This is a genomic window from Robertmurraya sp. FSL R5-0851 (assembly GCF_038002965.1).
Taxonomy (GTDB): Bacteria; Bacillota; Bacilli; order Bacillales; family Cytobacillaceae; genus Robertmurraya_A; species Robertmurraya_A beringensis.
On the sequence record NZ_JBBOOE010000001.1, the window covers coordinates 1,627,179 to 1,643,643 of the forward strand.

Annotated in this window: 16 protein-coding genes; all 16 read left to right on the top strand. The window is 38.8% G+C overall.

The genetic code is table 11. The features are described 5' to 3' along the window. The first annotated feature begins 109 nt into the window (after window positions 1-109). The 16 genes from rbfA (at window position 110) to MKX65_RS08530 (ending at window position 16,465) form a co-directional block, all read left to right on the top strand. Window positions 110-481, top strand: a complete 372-nt coding sequence (gene rbfA, locus MKX65_RS08455) for a 30S ribosome-binding factor RbfA (RefSeq protein WP_066053396.1) — start codon at window positions 110-112, stop codon at window positions 479-481. Window positions 482-542: 61 nt separating this feature from the next. Beyond that, the gene (gene truB, locus MKX65_RS08460) at window positions 543-1,460 is read left to right on the top strand and encodes a tRNA pseudouridine(55) synthase TruB (RefSeq protein ID WP_340903230.1); all 918 of its coding nucleotides are present in this window, start codon (window positions 543-545) and stop codon (window positions 1,458-1,460) included. 25 nt (window positions 1,461-1,485) lie between these two features. Further along, window positions 1,486-2,451: a bifunctional riboflavin kinase/FAD synthetase gene (gene ribF, locus MKX65_RS08465; protein WP_340903231.1), complete on the top strand. Its 966-nt coding sequence runs from the start codon at window positions 1,486-1,488 to the stop codon at window positions 2,449-2,451. Between the two features lie 105 nt (window positions 2,452-2,556). Next, complete coding sequence (rpsO, locus tag MKX65_RS08470) at window positions 2,557-2,826, top strand: 30S ribosomal protein S15 (protein ID WP_119707582.1); 270 nt, start codon at window positions 2,557-2,559, stop codon at window positions 2,824-2,826. A 201-nt stretch (window positions 2,827-3,027) separates the two neighbouring features. Then, a complete protein-coding gene (pnp, locus tag MKX65_RS08475) occupies window positions 3,028-5,148 on the top strand; it encodes a polyribonucleotide nucleotidyltransferase (RefSeq protein WP_340903232.1) in 2,121 nt (706 codons plus the stop codon). Between the two features lie 161 nt (window positions 5,149-5,309). Continuing rightward, window positions 5,310-6,281 (top strand): polysaccharide deacetylase family protein, encoded by a 972-nt coding sequence (locus MKX65_RS08480; RefSeq protein WP_340903234.1) that lies wholly within the window; start codon window positions 5,310-5,312, stop codon window positions 6,279-6,281. A 65-nt stretch (window positions 6,282-6,346) separates the two neighbouring features. Then, a complete protein-coding gene (locus tag MKX65_RS08485) occupies window positions 6,347-7,582 on the top strand; it encodes a M16 family metallopeptidase (protein WP_340903236.1) in 1,236 nt (411 codons plus the stop codon). 116 nt (window positions 7,583-7,698) lie between these two features. Beyond that, window positions 7,699-7,938, top strand: a complete 240-nt coding sequence (locus MKX65_RS08490; RefSeq protein ID WP_066053414.1) for a YlmC/YmxH family sporulation protein — start codon at window positions 7,699-7,701, stop codon at window positions 7,936-7,938. A 149-nt stretch (window positions 7,939-8,087) separates the two neighbouring features. Next, the gene (gene dpaA / locus MKX65_RS08495) at window positions 8,088-8,984 is read left to right on the top strand and encodes a dipicolinic acid synthetase subunit A (protein ID WP_340903238.1); all 897 of its coding nucleotides are present in this window, start codon (window positions 8,088-8,090) and stop codon (window positions 8,982-8,984) included. Between the two features lies 1 nt (window position 8,985). After that, window positions 8,986-9,585 (top strand): dipicolinate synthase subunit B, encoded by a 600-nt coding sequence (gene dpaB / locus MKX65_RS08500; protein ID WP_160545555.1) that lies wholly within the window; start codon window positions 8,986-8,988, stop codon window positions 9,583-9,585. A gap of 264 nt (window positions 9,586-9,849) precedes the next feature. After that, window positions 9,850-10,902, top strand: coding sequence for an aspartate-semialdehyde dehydrogenase (gene asd / locus MKX65_RS08505; RefSeq protein WP_160545554.1), 1,053 nt, complete (start codon window positions 9,850-9,852; stop codon window positions 10,900-10,902). A gap of 32 nt (window positions 10,903-10,934) precedes the next feature. Beyond that, on the top strand, window positions 10,935-12,155 hold the full coding sequence (dapG, locus tag MKX65_RS08510) for an aspartate kinase (protein WP_340903239.1): 1,221 nt from the start codon (window positions 10,935-10,937) through the stop codon (window positions 12,153-12,155). A gap of 37 nt (window positions 12,156-12,192) precedes the next feature. Next, entirely contained in the window at window positions 12,193-13,059 is an 867-nt protein-coding gene (gene dapA / locus MKX65_RS08515; protein ID WP_160545552.1) for a 4-hydroxy-tetrahydrodipicolinate synthase, read from the top strand. Window positions 13,060-13,270: 211 nt separating this feature from the next. Then, window positions 13,271-14,938: an RNase J family beta-CASP ribonuclease gene (locus tag MKX65_RS08520; protein ID WP_160545551.1), complete on the top strand. Its 1,668-nt coding sequence runs from the start codon at window positions 13,271-13,273 to the stop codon at window positions 14,936-14,938. 562 nt (window positions 14,939-15,500) lie between these two features. Further along, window positions 15,501-16,256, top strand: coding sequence for a ClpP family protease (locus MKX65_RS08525; RefSeq protein WP_160545550.1), 756 nt, complete (start codon window positions 15,501-15,503; stop codon window positions 16,254-16,256). Continuing rightward, a complete protein-coding gene (locus tag MKX65_RS08530; RefSeq protein ID WP_340903240.1) occupies window positions 16,253-16,465 on the top strand; it encodes a YlzJ-like family protein in 213 nt (70 codons plus the stop codon). Before MKX65_RS08525 ends, MKX65_RS08530 begins: the two co-directional genes overlap by 4 nt.

The window sequence follows — 16,465 nt, forward strand, 5'->3', positions numbered from 1 at the left end:
CTCTCTATATGCATGTGTATCATGCGTAAAACAAATAGATAAATCGTTCCCTAAAAACAGTGCTATTTTAAAAGCATTGTTTTCAAAGGATGACAAAGAGGTGACTACCATGAGCCTTAGATCTAATCGAGTTGGAGAACAGATGAAGAAAGAACTTGGGGAAATTATTGGACGAAAAATAAAGGACCCACGTATCGGCTTTGTGACTGTTACAGATGTACAAGTAACAGGTGATCTTCAACAAGCAAAGGTGTTTATTTCTGTGTTAGGTGATGACCTTCAAAGAGAGAATACACTGAAGGGTTTAGCTAAAGCAAAAGGATTTATTCGTTCGGAAATTGGGCAGAGAATTCGTCTTAGAAAGACTCCTGAAATTACATTTGAATTCGATGAATCGATTGACTATGGAAATCGAATCGAAAATCTTCTGTATCAAATTAAGGAAGAGACGAAGGAAGAACAGACCGAACGAGAAGATTGATCAAAGAGGATAGACATCATGTCTATCCTTTTTTCTAATTGAAAGACCAGGAGGAACAGAAATGGAAGGGATTTTGCCATTATTTAAGCCTAAAGGAATGACATCTCACGATTGTGTCTTTAAGCTTAGAAAAATACTGCGAATGAAGCGGATCGGACATACAGGTACGCTTGATCCTGAAGTAGATGGAGTGTTACCGATTTGCCTTGGACGAGCAACCAAGGTGGCTGAATACATAACAGATGCAGGAAAAGTATACGAGGGTGAAGTAACAATTGGCTTTGCTACAACAACCGAGGATGCGACGGGTGAGGTGATTGAAAGGAAAGACATTGAAACACTGATTACTCGCGAGCAAGTGAAAGCTGTGTTATCGGAACTAACAGGTGAGATTTCTCAGACTCCACCTATGTACTCAGCAGTCAAGGTGAATGGAAAACGTTTGTATGAGTATGCAAGAAAAGGCATTGAAGTGGAACGCCCTACGAGACAAGTGACGATCTATTCGATTGAGCTTTTAGATGACCGTGAAGTGTTTGAAGGAGAAACCATTTCCTTTAAATTTCGTGTTGCTTGTAGCAAGGGAACATATATTAGGACATTAGCTGTTATGATTGGAGAACGATTAGGTTACCCTGCTCATATGTCTGACTTAAGACGCACCGAGTCAGCGTCATTTTCTCTTGATGACTGTAAGACGCTATCGGAAGTAGAGGAAATGGTAAATAACGGAACGATATTAAACGCTTTATATCCTATTGAAAGAGCACTTATTCATTTGCCGAAATATCAAATAAGTGATAAATTAGTTGAGAAAGTGAAAAATGGTGCAGTTCTTGAAACTCCTGAAATACTTCAAGATATTAAACAACCCGTCGTTCTTGAAACGATGGATCATAAAGCGCTGGCTATATACATGCACCATCCTCATAAGCCTAATCTAATGAAGCCAACAAAGGTACTACATATAGAGAATTAGGTTGGTAAAGAAAGGGAGAAAGCTTGTGGAAGTTTTAAATATTACACATCCTCATCAATTCTCAAAGGATATGTTTCAACCAATGGTCGTTGCTCTTGGTTATTTTGATGGGGTTCATTTAGGCCATAAAAGAGTGATCGATACGGCTGCAAAAATAGCCAAGGAAAAGGGAATAAAAAGTGCGGTAATGACATTTACTCCACATCCATCCGTTGTACTCAAAAAGGTGGAAAAGGTTGAATATATTACCCCGTTAGAAGAAAAGATCAAAATTATTTCTGAACAACAGGTTGATTACCTGTTTGTTGTGAATTTTACTAGTGAATTTGCCAATCTTCTGCCACAGGAGTTTGTCGACCAATACTTGATAGATCTAGGTGCTGTTCACGTTGTCGCTGGGTTTGATTATTCTTACGGAAAGCTTGGTAAGGGTACGATGGAAACTCTACCGTTTCATTCAAGACAAGCATTCACCTTTACGGTTGTGCCTAAGCTTGAAAGTCACGATGAAAAAATTAGTTCAACTTTAATCAGAAACCATATAAAAGAAGGTCAACTTGACACACTTCCGGAATTACTCGGCCGTTACTATACGACAACAGGAATAGTTGTACACGGTGACAAAAGAGGAAGAACGATTGGGTTCCCTACAGCAAATATTGACTTAAATGAGGAATATATCCTGCCACCACTTGGTGTTCACGCTGTAAGAATGCTTGTAAATGGGAAATGGCAAGAAGGTGTTTGTAATATCGGGTTTAAACCAACTTTTAATAAGGAAAAATCGAATAAGCCGAGTGTAGAAGTCCATATTTTTGACTTTAATGATCAAATATATGGAGAGTATGTAACGATTGAATGGCATAAATACCTTCGTTCAGAACAGAAATTCACAGGAATTGATGAACTTGTGGCACAAATCGAGCGAGATAAACAAAATTCACTGCTCTACTTTGAAAATTCAAAGACTAAGCCTTGCAATTTGTCATAAAAAAGTGTATTCTAAGAAACGTACGAAATGAACCTTTGCTTGGCTAGTCGAGTCACCGACGCTGGCTCAGTAACAGGGGATTTGAAATAATAGGAGGTGAAACGGATGGCAATCACTAAAGAACGTAAAAATGAACTTATTAATGAGTACAAAACTCATGAAAGCGACACTGGATCTCCAGAAGTTCAAATCGCTGTCCTTACTGAGGAAATCAACAACTTAAATGAACACTTACGTACTCATAAGAAGGACCACCACTCACGTCGCGGTCTTTTAAAAATGGTAGGTAGACGTCGTAACTTATTAACATACCTTCGTAACAAGGATGTTACTCGTTACCGTGAATTAATCACGAAGCTTGGCTTACGTCGCTAATCTTTAAAGCGGGATTCTTTCCCGCTTTTTTGTTAGCAATAAATTTCTATCAATAAGCTTTTTAAGTATTCATAATTATGTACATACTATAGAATATTCGCCTATATTCTTATATTTGTTCTCCATTACGGGTTAGAACAATTTATATACATGTAATTACACGTTAACATACCAAAGAGAATTGGTAGAGAGGGGTAAAAAATGGGACAAGACAAGAAAATCTATTCAATAGATTGGGCTGGTCGTAAGCTTTCCGTGGAAATTGGACAGCTTGCTAAACAAGCAAACGGCGCTGTGCTCGTTCGCTATGGCGATACAGCAGTACTTAGTACGGCTACAGCATCGAAGGAACCGAAGAAACTCGATTTCTTTCCATTAACAGTAAACTATGAGGAGCGTCTATACGCGGTTGGAAAAATTCCTGGTGGATTTATTAAACGTGAAGGACGTCCGAGTGAGAAGGCAATACTAGCTAGTCGCTTAATTGACAGACCGATCCGTCCATTGTTTGCTGATGGATTTCGTAATGAAGTTCAAGTAGTTAGTATGGTAATGAGTGTGGATCAAGACTGCTCATCTGAAATGGCAGCTATGTTTGGTTCATCTCTTGCACTTTCTGTTTCAGATATTCCTTTTGAAGGTCCAATTGCAGGTGTTACAGTTGGCCGCATCAATGGTCAATTTATTATCAATCCTTCTGTTGCAGAAACAGAAAAGAGCGATATGCACTTAGTTGTAGCTGGAACAAAAGATGCCATTAACATGGTTGAAGCTGGTGCAGAAGAAGTACCAGAAGAAACGATGCTTGAAGCGATAATGTTTGGACATGAAGAAATCAAAAGATTAATCGCATTCCAAGAAGAAATTGCAGCTGAAATCGGAAAAGAAAAGACAGAGGTTGTTTTATATCAACTTGATGCTGATCTTGAAGCGGAAATTCGTGGAATGTGTGAAGCGGATATGATTAAAGCTATTCAAGTTCAAGAAAAGCACGCTCGTGAAGATGCTATCCGTGCTGTAAAGGATACGGTTATTGCAAAATACGAGGAAGAAGAAGCAGCAGACGATGACTTAAAACAAGTGAAACAGATTTTAGATAAGATGGTTAAAGGTGAAGTTCGCCGTTTGATTACAGAAGAAAAGGTAAGACCTGATGGACGTAATCCAGAAGAGATTCGCCCGCTATCATCAGAGGTAGATTTGCTTCCACGTACACATGGTTCAGGTCTGTTCACACGTGGACAAACTCAAGCATTGAGTATTTGTACACTTGGGGCCTTAGGAGATGTACAAATCTTAGATGGATTAGGAATTGAAGAAGAAAAACGTTTCATGCACCATTATAACTTTCCGAATTTCTCAGTTGGAGAAACGGGTCCGATGCGTGGGCCTGGGCGTCGTGAAATTGGTCATGGTGCGTTAGGTGAACGTGCTCTAGAGCCAATTATTCCTTCTGAAAAAGACTTCCCATACACGATCCGTCTTGTATCAGAAGTATTAGAGTCAAATGGTTCTACCTCTCAAGCAAGTATTTGTGCGAGTACTTTAGCTATGATGGACGCTGGGGTTCCAATTAAAGCTCCTGTAGCAGGTATTGCTATGGGCCTTGTAAAATCCGGTGAGCATTATACAATCCTTACAGATATTCAAGGCATGGAAGACCATCTGGGCGATATGGACTTTAAAGTAGCTGGTACGTCAAAAGGTGTAACAGCATTACAAATGGATATTAAAATCGAAGGCTTATCAAGACAAATTCTTGAGGAAGCATTGCAACAAGCGAAGAAAGGTCGTATGCAAATCCTTGATTCTATGCTTGCAACGATTTCAACTCCGAAAGAACAGCTGTCTAAGTATGCACCAAAGATTATTACTATTTATATCAACCCTGATAAAATTCGTGATGTTATCGGACCAAGCGGAAAGCAAATCAATAAGATTATTGAAGAAACTGGCGTGAAAATTGATATCGAACAAGATGGTACAGTTTTCATCTCATCTACGGATGAAGAAATGAACCAGAAAGCAAAGAAGATTATTGAAGATATCGTTCGTGAAGTAGAAGTTGGACAAATGTATTTAGGTAAAGTTAAACGAATTGAAAAATTCGGAGCATTTGTTGAGCTATTTAGCGGTAAAGATGGGTTAGTTCACATTTCTGAACTGGCTGAAGAAAGAGTGGGCAAAGTAGAAGATGTAGTTGCTATTGGCGATGAAATCTTAGTAAGAGTTATGGAAATCGATAAGCAGGGCCGTGTAAACTTGTCACGTAAAGTCGTTCTTAAAGAACAACGTGAACAAAAAGAACAAGCCCAAAAATAAAGAACACAACGAAAAGCCAGGGCTTTACCCTGGCTTTTCCCATACAACATAATGATAACGCTTACAAACAGCGGGTTTTTAGTGCATAGAAAGAAATGTCCCTTGATTGTTCTACCTTGTCCTTTCTTTACATAATGTACAAGTGAAGGAGGAGAATAAGAATGAAGAAACTAATGACTATTTCTATGATTGGGATGCTCTCAATTATGTTAGTAAACAATCCACTTACGGATCAATACGTCCATGGATTAAAGGTGCTAAACATTCCTGCTTCAGGTCAAAAAAGTACTTTGTATATGGAGATTGAAGAGAAGGCAAAAGAATATGAAAAACCAGCTCAAGATGCAAAGGTTGATCCTGTTTGGAAGGCCATCCCTGGATATAATGGTTTAAAAGTCGACATTTCTGCAAGTTATGCTAAGATGAAAAAGGACGGGAAATTCGATCCAGACAAACTCGTATACATACAGACATCACCAGCAGTTCATTTAAAGGATCTGCCCCCGACCGCCATTTATAAAGGCCACCCTGATAAGCCAATGGTTTCGTTTATTATAAATGTCGCCTGGGGAAATGAGTACCTTGGACCAATTTTGGAAACGTTAAAAAAGAATAATGTTCATGCAAGCTTCTTTCTTGAAGGAAGATGGGTAAAAGAAAATCCAGAGCTTGCAAAAATGATTGTAGAGGCCGGTCATGAAGTAGGTAACCATTCTTACACTCATCCCAATATGAAGGAAATATCTTCAGCAAAAATTCGAGAAGAAATTGTAAAAACAAACGAAGTAATTAATGCTACAACGGGAGAGGAAGTTGAATGGCTCGCTCCACCAAGCGGAAGCTACCGTGATGAAGTAGTAAAAATTGCAGCAGAGTATAAGCTTGGAACACTCATGTGGAGTGTTGATACGATTGACTGGCAAAAGCCAACACCACAGCAACTTATCAATCGTGTGATGGGGAAAGTGCATAAAGGGGCCATGATTCTTATGCATCCAACCGATTCAACGGCAAAAGCTCTAGATGAGCTTATTAAACGAATTAAGCTTGAGAAATATGAAATTAATACAGTGTCTGAGTTATTGAGTGAAGATCGAATTATGAAGAAATCGGTAATAAATGAGCAAGAATAATTGATAGTCACACCAAAAGACGTATAATGATCGTAGCATTACGCTGTAGAACAGGAGGAGTTCACGTGATAAAGAGATATACATGCCAAAATGGGGTTAGAATTGTTTTAGAAAATATCCCTACGGTTCGTTCCGTTGCAATCGGTGTTTGGATCGGAACAGGCTCTCGAAATGAAACACCTGAAAATAACGGAATTTCGCATTTTCTTGAGCATATGTTCTTTAAAGGAACAAAAACAAGAACTGCTAGGGAGATTGCTGAAAGCTTCGATAGCATTGGTGGACAAGTGAACGCCTTTACATCCAAGGAATATACTTGCTATTATGCGAAGGTTCTTGATACCCATGCTAGCTTTGCTCTTGATGTCTTATCTGATATGTTTTTCCACTCGACATTTGTTGCGGAAGAATTAGATAAAGAAAAGAATGTGGTATATGAAGAAATTAAAATGTATGATGACACACCAGATGACATCGTTCATGATCTGTTAAGTAAAGCGATTTATGAAAACCATTCTCTTGGGTTTCCGATACTCGGAACGGAAGATACGTTAGCAACTTTTACAGGTGATACGTTAAAGCAATATATGCATGATACATATACACCGGAAAATGTGGTTATTTCGGTTGCAGGAAATATTTCTGAAGTCTTTATTCAAGAAGTGGAAAAGTTGTTTGGGTCATATGAGGCTGGAAAATCGAATAATCAATTTGAAAAGCCACAGTTTCATACAAACCGACTTTCTAGAAAGAAAGAAACGGAACAAGCCCATTTATGTATTGGATATGAAGGATTACAGGTTGGAGATGAAGAAATCTATAACTTGATCACTCTAAACAATATACTAGGTGGAAGTATGAGTAGTAGATTGTTCCAAGAAGTTCGTGAACAGCGCGGTCTTGCTTATTCTGTGTACTCTTATCATTCATCGTTCCAGGATTCCGGAGTGATCACGCTCTATGGTGGAACAGGTGCGAAGCAGTTAGATGTATTGTTTGATACGATTCAAGAAACGTTATCAAAGCTAAAGGCTGAAGGTATTACAGATAAGGAGCTTCGAAATAGTAAGGAACAGCTAAAAGGTAGTCTAATGCTTAGCCTTGAAAGTACCAATAGTCGGATGAGCCGTAACGGAAAGAACGAGCTTCTGTTAGGAAGACATCGTACGCTTGATGAAATTGTTGAGCAAATTGATGCCGTTTCAAAAGATGGTGTAGATGCTATGGCTAATAAAATCTTCAATGACAAGTATTCAGTGTCCCTAATTAGTCCTGACGGAGTTCTTCCAAAGAATATTTAGTTTTTTAAGCCTGAGTTTTTCTGCTCAGGCTTTTTTGCTATTTCTTATTTTTCCTACGTATATATTTATCAATCTAATACTAGGATATAGAGAGGACAAAAGGGGGAGAGTTGAAAATGAGACTTAGTGAATTGAGTGGGAAGGAAATTGTCGATGTCAAAAAAGCAGAAAGACTTGGGATACTTGGTCAGACAGATTTAGAGATTAATGAAAGCAACGGACAAATACAGGCTCTTTTAATTCCCTCAGTTAAATGGTTTGGTTTTAAAAGGCAAGGTGGAGAGGTAAGGGTACCGTGGAAGCATATAAAAACAATTGGGACGGATATGATTATTATTGATATTCAAGAAGAGTAAAGAACTGTGCGTTGGCATCAGTTCTTTTTTTTGTTTTCATTAGGCTTTTTTTCTAGGAAAACTCACCGATTTCGGGGTGAATACATAGTATGTTGGAGTAATGCAGTAAGATTAGGATTTGGATCATTTAAAAAGAAGGTGAGTGTTTCATGCTAACAGGGATTCAAATAGCAGTCATAGGCGGAGACGCAAGACAGCTCGAAATCGTCCGAAAGCTAACAGAGCTCGATGCGAAGCTCTCTTTGATTGGCTTTGAGCAACTCGACCATGCCTTTACTGGTGCAGTAAAGGAGAAATTGGATGAAGTAGTATTTTCAGATATAGATGCGATCATTTTGCCGGTAGCTGGAACGAATATGGAAGGTCAAGTAGAAACGATCTTCTCGAATGAAAAAGTAGTTTTAACTACAGAACACTTGGAGCAAACACCAGAACATTGTACGATTTATTCTGGAATTTCCAATGCATACTTGAATAAAATCACGGATGATTCCAATCGAAGACTCGTGAAATTGTTCGAACGGGACGATGTAGCTATCTATAATTCGATACCGACAGTTGAAGGTACGATTATGATGGCGATTCAGCACACCGACTTTACTATACATGGATCAACGATTATGGTGCTTGGCTTAGGAAGAGTAGGAATGAGTGTGGCACGCACATTCTCTGCTTTAGGGGCAAAAGTGAAAGTGGGAGCGAGAAAAGGAGAGCATATTGCTCGAATCACTGAAATGGCTTTAACACCATTTCACCTTGACGAACTAACGCAAGAGGTGAAGGATGTTGATATTTGTATCAATACGATTCCTGATCTAGTCGTAACGGCTTCCGTTATCTCAAGAATGCCTACTCATACACTGATCATTGATTTAGCTTCAAAGCCTGGTGGAACCGACTTTCGATATGCTGAAAAAAGGGGAATAAAAGCGCTTTTGGCCCCAGGACTTCCAGGCATCGTTGCTCCAAAAACGGCAGGTCAAATTTTAGCAAACGTTCTTTCTCAACTGCTGTTAGATGATATGCAATCAAGAAAGGGGAAGTAACATGAGCTTACAAGGGAAAAAAATCGGCTTCGGTTTAACGGGTTCTCACTGTACGTATGATGCTGTGTATCCAGAAATCGAGAATCTTATCAATGCTGGTGCAGAAGTATTACCGGTGGTAACAAACACCGTGAAAAATACAACTACTCGCTTTGGAAAAGGTGAGGATTGGATTGAAAGAATTGAAAAGTTAACTGGAAATAAAGCCATTGATTCCATTGTTGGTGCAGAGCCGTTAGGACCAAAGATTCCATTGGACTGCATGATTATTGCTCCACTAACTGGAAATTCAATGAGTAAATTTGCTAATGCGATGACTGATTCTCCAGTGTTAATGGCTGCAAAAGCGACGTTAAGAAATGGAAAACCCGTTGTATTAGGGATTTCCACAAATGATGCACTTGGCTTAAATGGCGTCAATTTAATGAGATTGATGGCGACCAAAAATATATATTTTATTCCATACGGTCAAGATGACCCAATTAAAAAGCCAAATTCATTAGTCGCGCGTATGACTATGCTAGCTGATACAGTGGAGGCTGCTCTTTCTGGCCGACAAATTCAACCAGTACTCGTTGAAAGGTATAAAGATGCACAATAGACAATAGAGGTAATATGCCCTCATCCAATTCTAGCAATAGACTAAAAGCCGTGTTACAAGGAAAAATAGATTCCTTTGCACGGCTTAAATAAAAAATGTACTTCATTAATGCATGAATATGTTAAAATAGATGTTATTATATAGCCATGGAACAGAATGGCGGTAAAAAGGACATTTATTACATGTTGATGTTTTTAATAATGTGATAAATGTTTTACTAGAATTCATATCGATCTTTAGAGATACTGGAAGGGGAATAACGAAATGGCATTATCAGAAAAAGGATTTCATGTAGCTGTTGTGGGAGCAACAGGAGCAGTAGGTCAACAAATGATTCAAACTCTTGAAAATAGAGAATTCCCAATCTCAAAATTAACGTTATTATCATCACCACGTTCAGCAGGTAGTAAAGTCCTTTTTAGAGGTGCAGAACATACGGTTCAAGTAGCAAAGCCAGAGAGCTTTGAAGGGGTCGATATTGCGTTATTTAGTGCAGGTGGAAGCGTATCACTTGAACTAGCACCAGAAGCGGTTAAGCATGGTGCTATTGTTGTAGATAACACAAGTGCATTCCGCATGGATGAAAATGTTCCTCTTGTTGTACCTGAAGTCAATGAAATGGATTTACATGAACATAAAGGAATTATTGCTAATCCGAATTGTTCTACGATCCAAATGGTCGTAGCACTAGAACCACTTCGTAAGCAATATGGTTTAAATAAAATTATCGTTTCAACGTATCAAGCCGTTTCTGGATCGGGTGCGGCAGCAGTGGAAGAGTTGTACGAGCAAACAAAAGCAATTGTATCTAATGAAAATTACGAACCAAAAATCTTACCAGTAAAATCTGATAAGAAACATTATCAAATTGCTTTTAATGCGATTCCACAAATTGATAAATTCCAAGAAAACGGATTTACGTATGAAGAGATGAAAATGATCAATGAAACAAAGAAAATTATGCACTTACCAGAAATCCAAGTAGCAGCTACTTGCGTCCGTCTCCCAGTTGCAACAGGTCACTCTGAGTCATTGTTTGTTGAAGTAGACCAAGCGGGTGTAACGGCTCAGGATGTGAAGAACTTACTTGAAAATGCACCAGGAGTCGTACTTCAAGATGACCCAGAAAACCAATTATATCCAATGCCTGCAAATTGTGTTGGTAAAAATGATGTGTTTGTTGGCCGTATTCGTAAGGATTTGGACAATGAAAAAGGCTTCCATATGTGGGTTGTATCAGATAATCTCCTTAAAGGAGCTGCATGGAACTCAGTCCAAATCGCAGAAAGTTTAGTGAAGTTAGGTATTGTAAAATAGAAATTTAAAGCTGTATAACTAGAGGTGTAACAATGAGAATGATTGTTCAAAAATTCGGTGGCACTTCAGTAAAAGATGAAAAAAGTCGAAATCTTGCAATTGGACATATTAAAAATGCATTAGCTGAAGGGTATAAAGTAGTGGTTGTGGTATCGGCTATGGGTCGAAAAGGTGATCCATATGCAACAGACACTTTGCTATCCTTAATCGGCGGTGCACAGAGTCTAATATCTAAACGTGAACAAGACTTATTACTATCATGTGGGGAAGCCATTTCGAGTGTGGTCTTCTCCAACTTACTGCTTGAAGCAGGGGTTAACGCGACTTCGTTAACTGGTGCGCAAGCAGGTTTTCTAACTACTGATGACCATACAAATGCAAAGATTATTAAGATGAAGTGTGAGCGTGTGATTGAAGAACTGGAACAACATGATGTAGTAGTAGTTGCAGGCTTTCAGGGTGCCGCTCAAAATGGTGACATTACAACGATTGGACGTGGAGGAAGTGACACGTCAGCTGCAGCACTTGGAGCAGCCTTAAAAGCAGAGGTTATCGACATATTTACAGATGTCGAAGGAATTATGACAGCAGACCCTAGAATTGCTGAAAATGCTAGACCACTTTCGGTTGTTACGTATACAGAAGTATGTAATATGGCGTATCAGGGCGCCAAAGTTATTCACCCAAGAGCGGTTGAAATTGCTATGCAAGCGAAGGTACCAATCAGGATTCGCTCTACCTATTCGGATGGTGAAGGGACGCTTGTAACTTCTATTTCGAATGATCATCGTGGAAGTGATATAAAAGAACGGACGGTTACGGGAATTGCCCATCTGTCACCAGTTACTCAAATAAAGGTACTTGCAAAAAAAGGTCAGTATAACCTTCAAGCTGAAGTGTTTAAGTCAATGGCCAATGAGAAGATTAGTGTTGATTTTATAAACATTTCACCTAATGGAGTGGTTTACACGGTATCCAGTGAAATGACAGATAAAGCACTAACAGTTCTTCGTGATTTGGGTCATGAGCCTGAGTTTGAGAAAAATTGTGCAAAGGTCTCTGTTGTGGGTGCAGGAATAGCAGGTGTTCCTGGAGTAACTTCAAAGATTGTTTCAGCACTTTCTGAAAATGGAATTCGTATTCTTCAATCGGCTGATAGTCATACAACGATATGGGTTCTTGTTAAGGAAGATGATCTTGTAACAGCTGTTAATTCGTTGCATGATGCCTTTAACCTTGATGAAGAGAACTAAGATTTTTTCTAAGGATTAGATTTAAAGGAGTGGCAATATGGTTTTATTTGGTCGAGTTTCTACGGCGATGGTTACGCCTTTTGATAGCAAAGGGCATATTGATTTTGCAAAAACAACATTATTAATCAATCACTTGATTGAAAATGGTTCAGATTCACTTGTTATTGCTGGGACAACTGGTGAGTCTCCAACGTTATCGAAGGAAGAGAAAATCGCTTTGTTTCAACATGTGGTGAAGGTTGTTGATAAGCGTATTCCTGTTATTGCAGGAACGGGAAGCAATAACACATATGCTACCATTGAGCTAACAAAGAAAGCAGAGGAAATTGGCGTAGACGCTGTGATGATCGTTGCTCCTTATTATAATAAACCAAATCAAGAAGGCTTGTATCAGCATTTTAAGGCAGCTGCTGAGGCAACATCTCTTCCTGTCATGGTGTACAATATCCCAGGTAGATCAGTTGTCAATATCTTACCAGAAACAATCATTCGCTTATCTAAAATCGCTAATATTGTAGCCGTTAAAGAGGCTAGTGGCAATTTAAATGCCATGACAGCAATTATTGCTGGTACAGATGATGACTTCTTGTTGTACAGTGGTGATGATGGGCTAACAATTCCAGTTCTTTCAATTGGTGGGGTAGGGATTGTGTCAGTAGCCTCACATGTGATCGGAAATGAGATGCAAGAAATGGTGTCAGCTTTTGTAAATGGAGATATTCAAGCGGCAGCAAAGAAGCATCAACAGCTCCTACCAAAAATGGAAGGATTGTTTAAAGCACCGAGCCCAGCTCCTGTAAAAACAGCTCTTCAAATTAAAGGTCTTGATGTGGGCTCTGTAAGACTTCCTTTAGTACCATTGAATGAAGAAGAAAGAGCACAGATAATCTCGTTATTTCGCTAAGATGAAAACCAATTAGGTCAACCACGTGTGGGTTGGCCTTTTATTATGTGGGAATTTGACCGTATTTGACGAAGTTTAGGATGTAAATACAGATTTATCCACTTCCTAATCAAACAAGTTTAATTTTGGTTGTAAAGGATTTCATCATTCAAGTATAATAATCATAACTGATCTTGGGTCGGATGAAATGACAGCATAGGAGGATTCTACTTTGAATAAGAGAAAGAATGAAAGTATTAAGCTTGTGGCTCTGGGGGGAGTCGGAGAGTTCGGGAAAAATATGTATGTGGTTGACGTGGACGGTGATTTATTTGTATTAGATGCAGGATTAATGTTTCCTGAAAATGAAATGCTAGGAATTGATATTGTTATTCCGGACATTACATATTTAGCTCAAAATAAAGATCGAGTAAAAGCTATTTTTCTAACACATGGGCATGAGGATCATATTGGGGCATTATCTTATACATTAAGAGAGTTACATGTTCCTGTATATGGAACGAAGCTAACGCTTGCACTTGCAAAAGCAAAATTGGACGAGCAGGAATACAGAGGAAAAACGGATTTCCGCATCGTTACTTCAGATACTGTTGTGAATTTTGATACGTGTGAAGTATCTTTCTTCAAAACAAATCATAGTATCCCAGACTCTGTTGGAATCTGTGTTCATACATCTGAAGGGGCAATTGTATATACAGGAGATTTTAAATTTGATCAGGCAGCGACAGATCTTTATAAACCTGAAATTGGCAAAATGGCCCAAATTGGGGAAAACGGGGTTCTTTGCTTATTATCTGATAGCACGGAAGCGGAAAGGCCTGGTTACACACCTTCTGAATCAATTGTTGTAAGGGAAATGTCTGATGCATTTTATAATGCGAAAGGAAGAATTATTGCAGCATCATTTGCATCTGACATTAATCGTATTCAGCATGTGTTTGATGCAGCATATGAAAGCAGAAGAAAGATTGCTGTAGTTGGAAAAAGTTTGGAAAAGATCTTTCACATTGCATTGGATTTACATTACTTGCAAGTTCACGATGAACTAATCATCCCAATTGAAGAAATTGATAATTATCCAGACGATGAGATTGTAGTATTAATAACAGGAACACAAGGTGAACCGATTGAAGCCCTCCAAAAAATGGCAAAACAAATTCATCGACAAGTAAATATCAAAAAAGGTGACACGGTCCTTATTGCTGCCTCTCCTCTTAGAGGGAGTGAAGTGTTTATTTATAAAACAATTGATATGTTGTTCCGCGCAGGAGCTCATGTGATCTCCGGAAAAAGAATGGTGACTACTTCTAGCCATGGTAGCCAAGAAGAGCTGAAGTTTATGATCAACTTGATGAACCCTAAGTTGTTTATTCCTGTTCATGGGGAATTTCGAATGCTTAAGGCTCATAGCAAAGTGGCTGTCCAATGTGGAATTACAACGGATCGTATTTTCATTCCTGAAAGAGGAGAAGTTTTAGAAATTAAAAATGAGCGTTTTAAACCCGCTGGAAAAGTACCTGCTGGAAATGTTCTTATCGATGGCAGCGGCGTAGGAGATGTTGGTAACATCGTTCTGAGGGATCGACGTTTATTGTCTCAGGATGGTATTTTAATCGTTGTTGTCACACTAAGCAGAGCAGAAAAGAAAATCACTGCTGGTCCAGAGATCATATCACGTGGTTTTGTTTATGTAAGAGAGTCAGAAAAGCTGATGGAAGAATCTACACAGCTTGTTAGAAGTATTGTTGAAAGAAACACAACCAGAGAGTCATTTGATTGGGGAACGATGAAGCAAAGTATGAGAGATGAATTAAATCAATTTCTGTACGACAAAACAAAACGTCGACCAATGATTCTCCCGATTATTATGGAAATATAAGATGAAAAAGCTCATGAAACATTTTAAAGGGTTCTGTTTTCGGGTACTTTCTTAATTAAAATACACAAGAAAAGACGTATGAATACGTCTTTTCTTTTCTTTATTTATAAGCGTGTTGATAAAAAGCTGCTGTTTTCCATATCTATGTTCAAGAGGATCCGCACTTTTCGGTTGGGGATCAGGTTAAGCACCCGGAGCTGATAAATAGACGGAGAAATTCCACTTAATTAGTAATTCTTATTAAAAAAGGCTCCAATAGGCGGAGGGATTCCGCCTATTGGCTCAAAAAATTTGAAAATAGGCGGTTTTACTTTGCATAAGCGGAAAAACTCCACTTATTTACCCCCAAAACGAGGCATCATTTGCATCTAACCGGAAATTCTCCGCTTATTTCACTTTTGCTACGTAATCGATTAAGGACAAAACATCTTATTTATAAAGTAATGAGTTTTAACTCAAACTCTTTAGAAAAATTCGTGAGCTTTTTCAAATTTCCATTTCTCGCATGAAAAACCATCAAGGGTTTCATACTAACGGTATCATGTCTGAAGGGAGATTTGGTATGGACCCAATTAAATATAATAAACCGGATGATGGAGGGGGGAACGAACAAGAAACCCCAAAGGAAGAAAAATCATCAAGTTTAATTGAAAAAATCCAACAGTTAGGACAAACGAATGTTCCACAGTTAGCGCAGGATTCAAAAATACATTGCTTAACGATTGTCGGTCAGATTGAAGGTCATATGACCCTTCCACCGCAAAACAAAACGACGAAATACGAACATCTCATTCCGCAACTCGTAGCAATTGAGCAAAATCCGAAGATTGAGGGGTTACTTGTGGTCTTAAACACAGTAGGTGGCGATGTGGAAGCGGGGTTAGCGATATCTGAGATGCTTGCCTCCTTATCTAAGCCAACTGTGTCTATTGTGTTGGGTGGTGGCCACTCCATAGGAGTACCGATCGCGGTGTCATGTGATTACTCGTATATTGCAGAGACAGCAACGATGACGATTCATCCAATCCGTTTGACCGGTTTATTTATCGGTGTGCCTCAAACTTTTGAGTATTTAGATAAGATGCAGGATCGAGTGGTTACTTTTGTGACAAAGCACTCTAAGATTACAGAAGAGAAGTTTAAAGAATTAATGTTTGAAAAAGGAAACCTCACAAGAGATATCGGTACAAATGTAGTGGGGACGGATGCTGTAAAATACGGCTTAATTGATGAGGTTGGCGGGATTGGCCAAGCAATGAAGAAATTAAATGAACTCATTGCGATTAACAGTGAGGGAACAGAGGGGTTGGTTCAATGATCCTTTATACCCTCACCCCACCAGAAATGATTTATCCGAATGCCAATTCGGATGTTACTCAACTGAAAATGTATGATCTTGATGGGATTCCCTTATTAGTCGAATCTGACGCAGAAGGTGCTTATCGAGTGGTTCGTGTTATGAGTAGTGACCCGGCTCATTATTTAGATGAAAGATGTACACCAGGAGCAAAAATATCTTTCTTGTAA

Coding starts and splice junctions, on each gene's coding strand:
- MKX65_RS08490 (WP_066053414.1), top strand. CDS start 7,699: ATGAGACTTAGTGAATTGAGTGGGAAGGAAATTGTCGATGTCAAAAAA.
- dpaA (WP_340903238.1), top strand. CDS start 8,088: ATGCTAACAGGGATTCAAATAGCAGTCATAGGCGGAGACGCAAGACAG.
- rpsO (WP_119707582.1), top strand. CDS start 2,557: ATGGCAATCACTAAAGAACGTAAAAATGAACTTATTAATGAGTACAAA.
- truB (WP_340903230.1), top strand. CDS start 543: ATGGAAGGGATTTTGCCATTATTTAAGCCTAAAGGAATGACATCTCAC.
- MKX65_RS08530 (WP_340903240.1), top strand. CDS start 16,253: ATGATCCTTTATACCCTCACCCCACCAGAAATGATTTATCCGAATGCC.
- MKX65_RS08525 (WP_160545550.1), top strand. CDS start 15,501: ATGGACCCAATTAAATATAATAAACCGGATGATGGAGGGGGGAACGAA.
- rbfA (WP_066053396.1), top strand. CDS start 110: ATGAGCCTTAGATCTAATCGAGTTGGAGAACAGATGAAGAAAGAACTT.
- asd (WP_160545554.1), top strand. CDS start 9,850: ATGGCATTATCAGAAAAAGGATTTCATGTAGCTGTTGTGGGAGCAACA.
- dpaB (WP_160545555.1), top strand. CDS start 8,986: ATGAGCTTACAAGGGAAAAAAATCGGCTTCGGTTTAACGGGTTCTCAC.
- dapA (WP_160545552.1), top strand. CDS start 12,193: ATGGTTTTATTTGGTCGAGTTTCTACGGCGATGGTTACGCCTTTTGAT.
- dapG (WP_340903239.1), top strand. CDS start 10,935: ATGAGAATGATTGTTCAAAAATTCGGTGGCACTTCAGTAAAAGATGAA.
- pnp (WP_340903232.1), top strand. CDS start 3,028: ATGGGACAAGACAAGAAAATCTATTCAATAGATTGGGCTGGTCGTAAG.
- MKX65_RS08480 (WP_340903234.1), top strand. CDS start 5,310: ATGAAGAAACTAATGACTATTTCTATGATTGGGATGCTCTCAATTATG.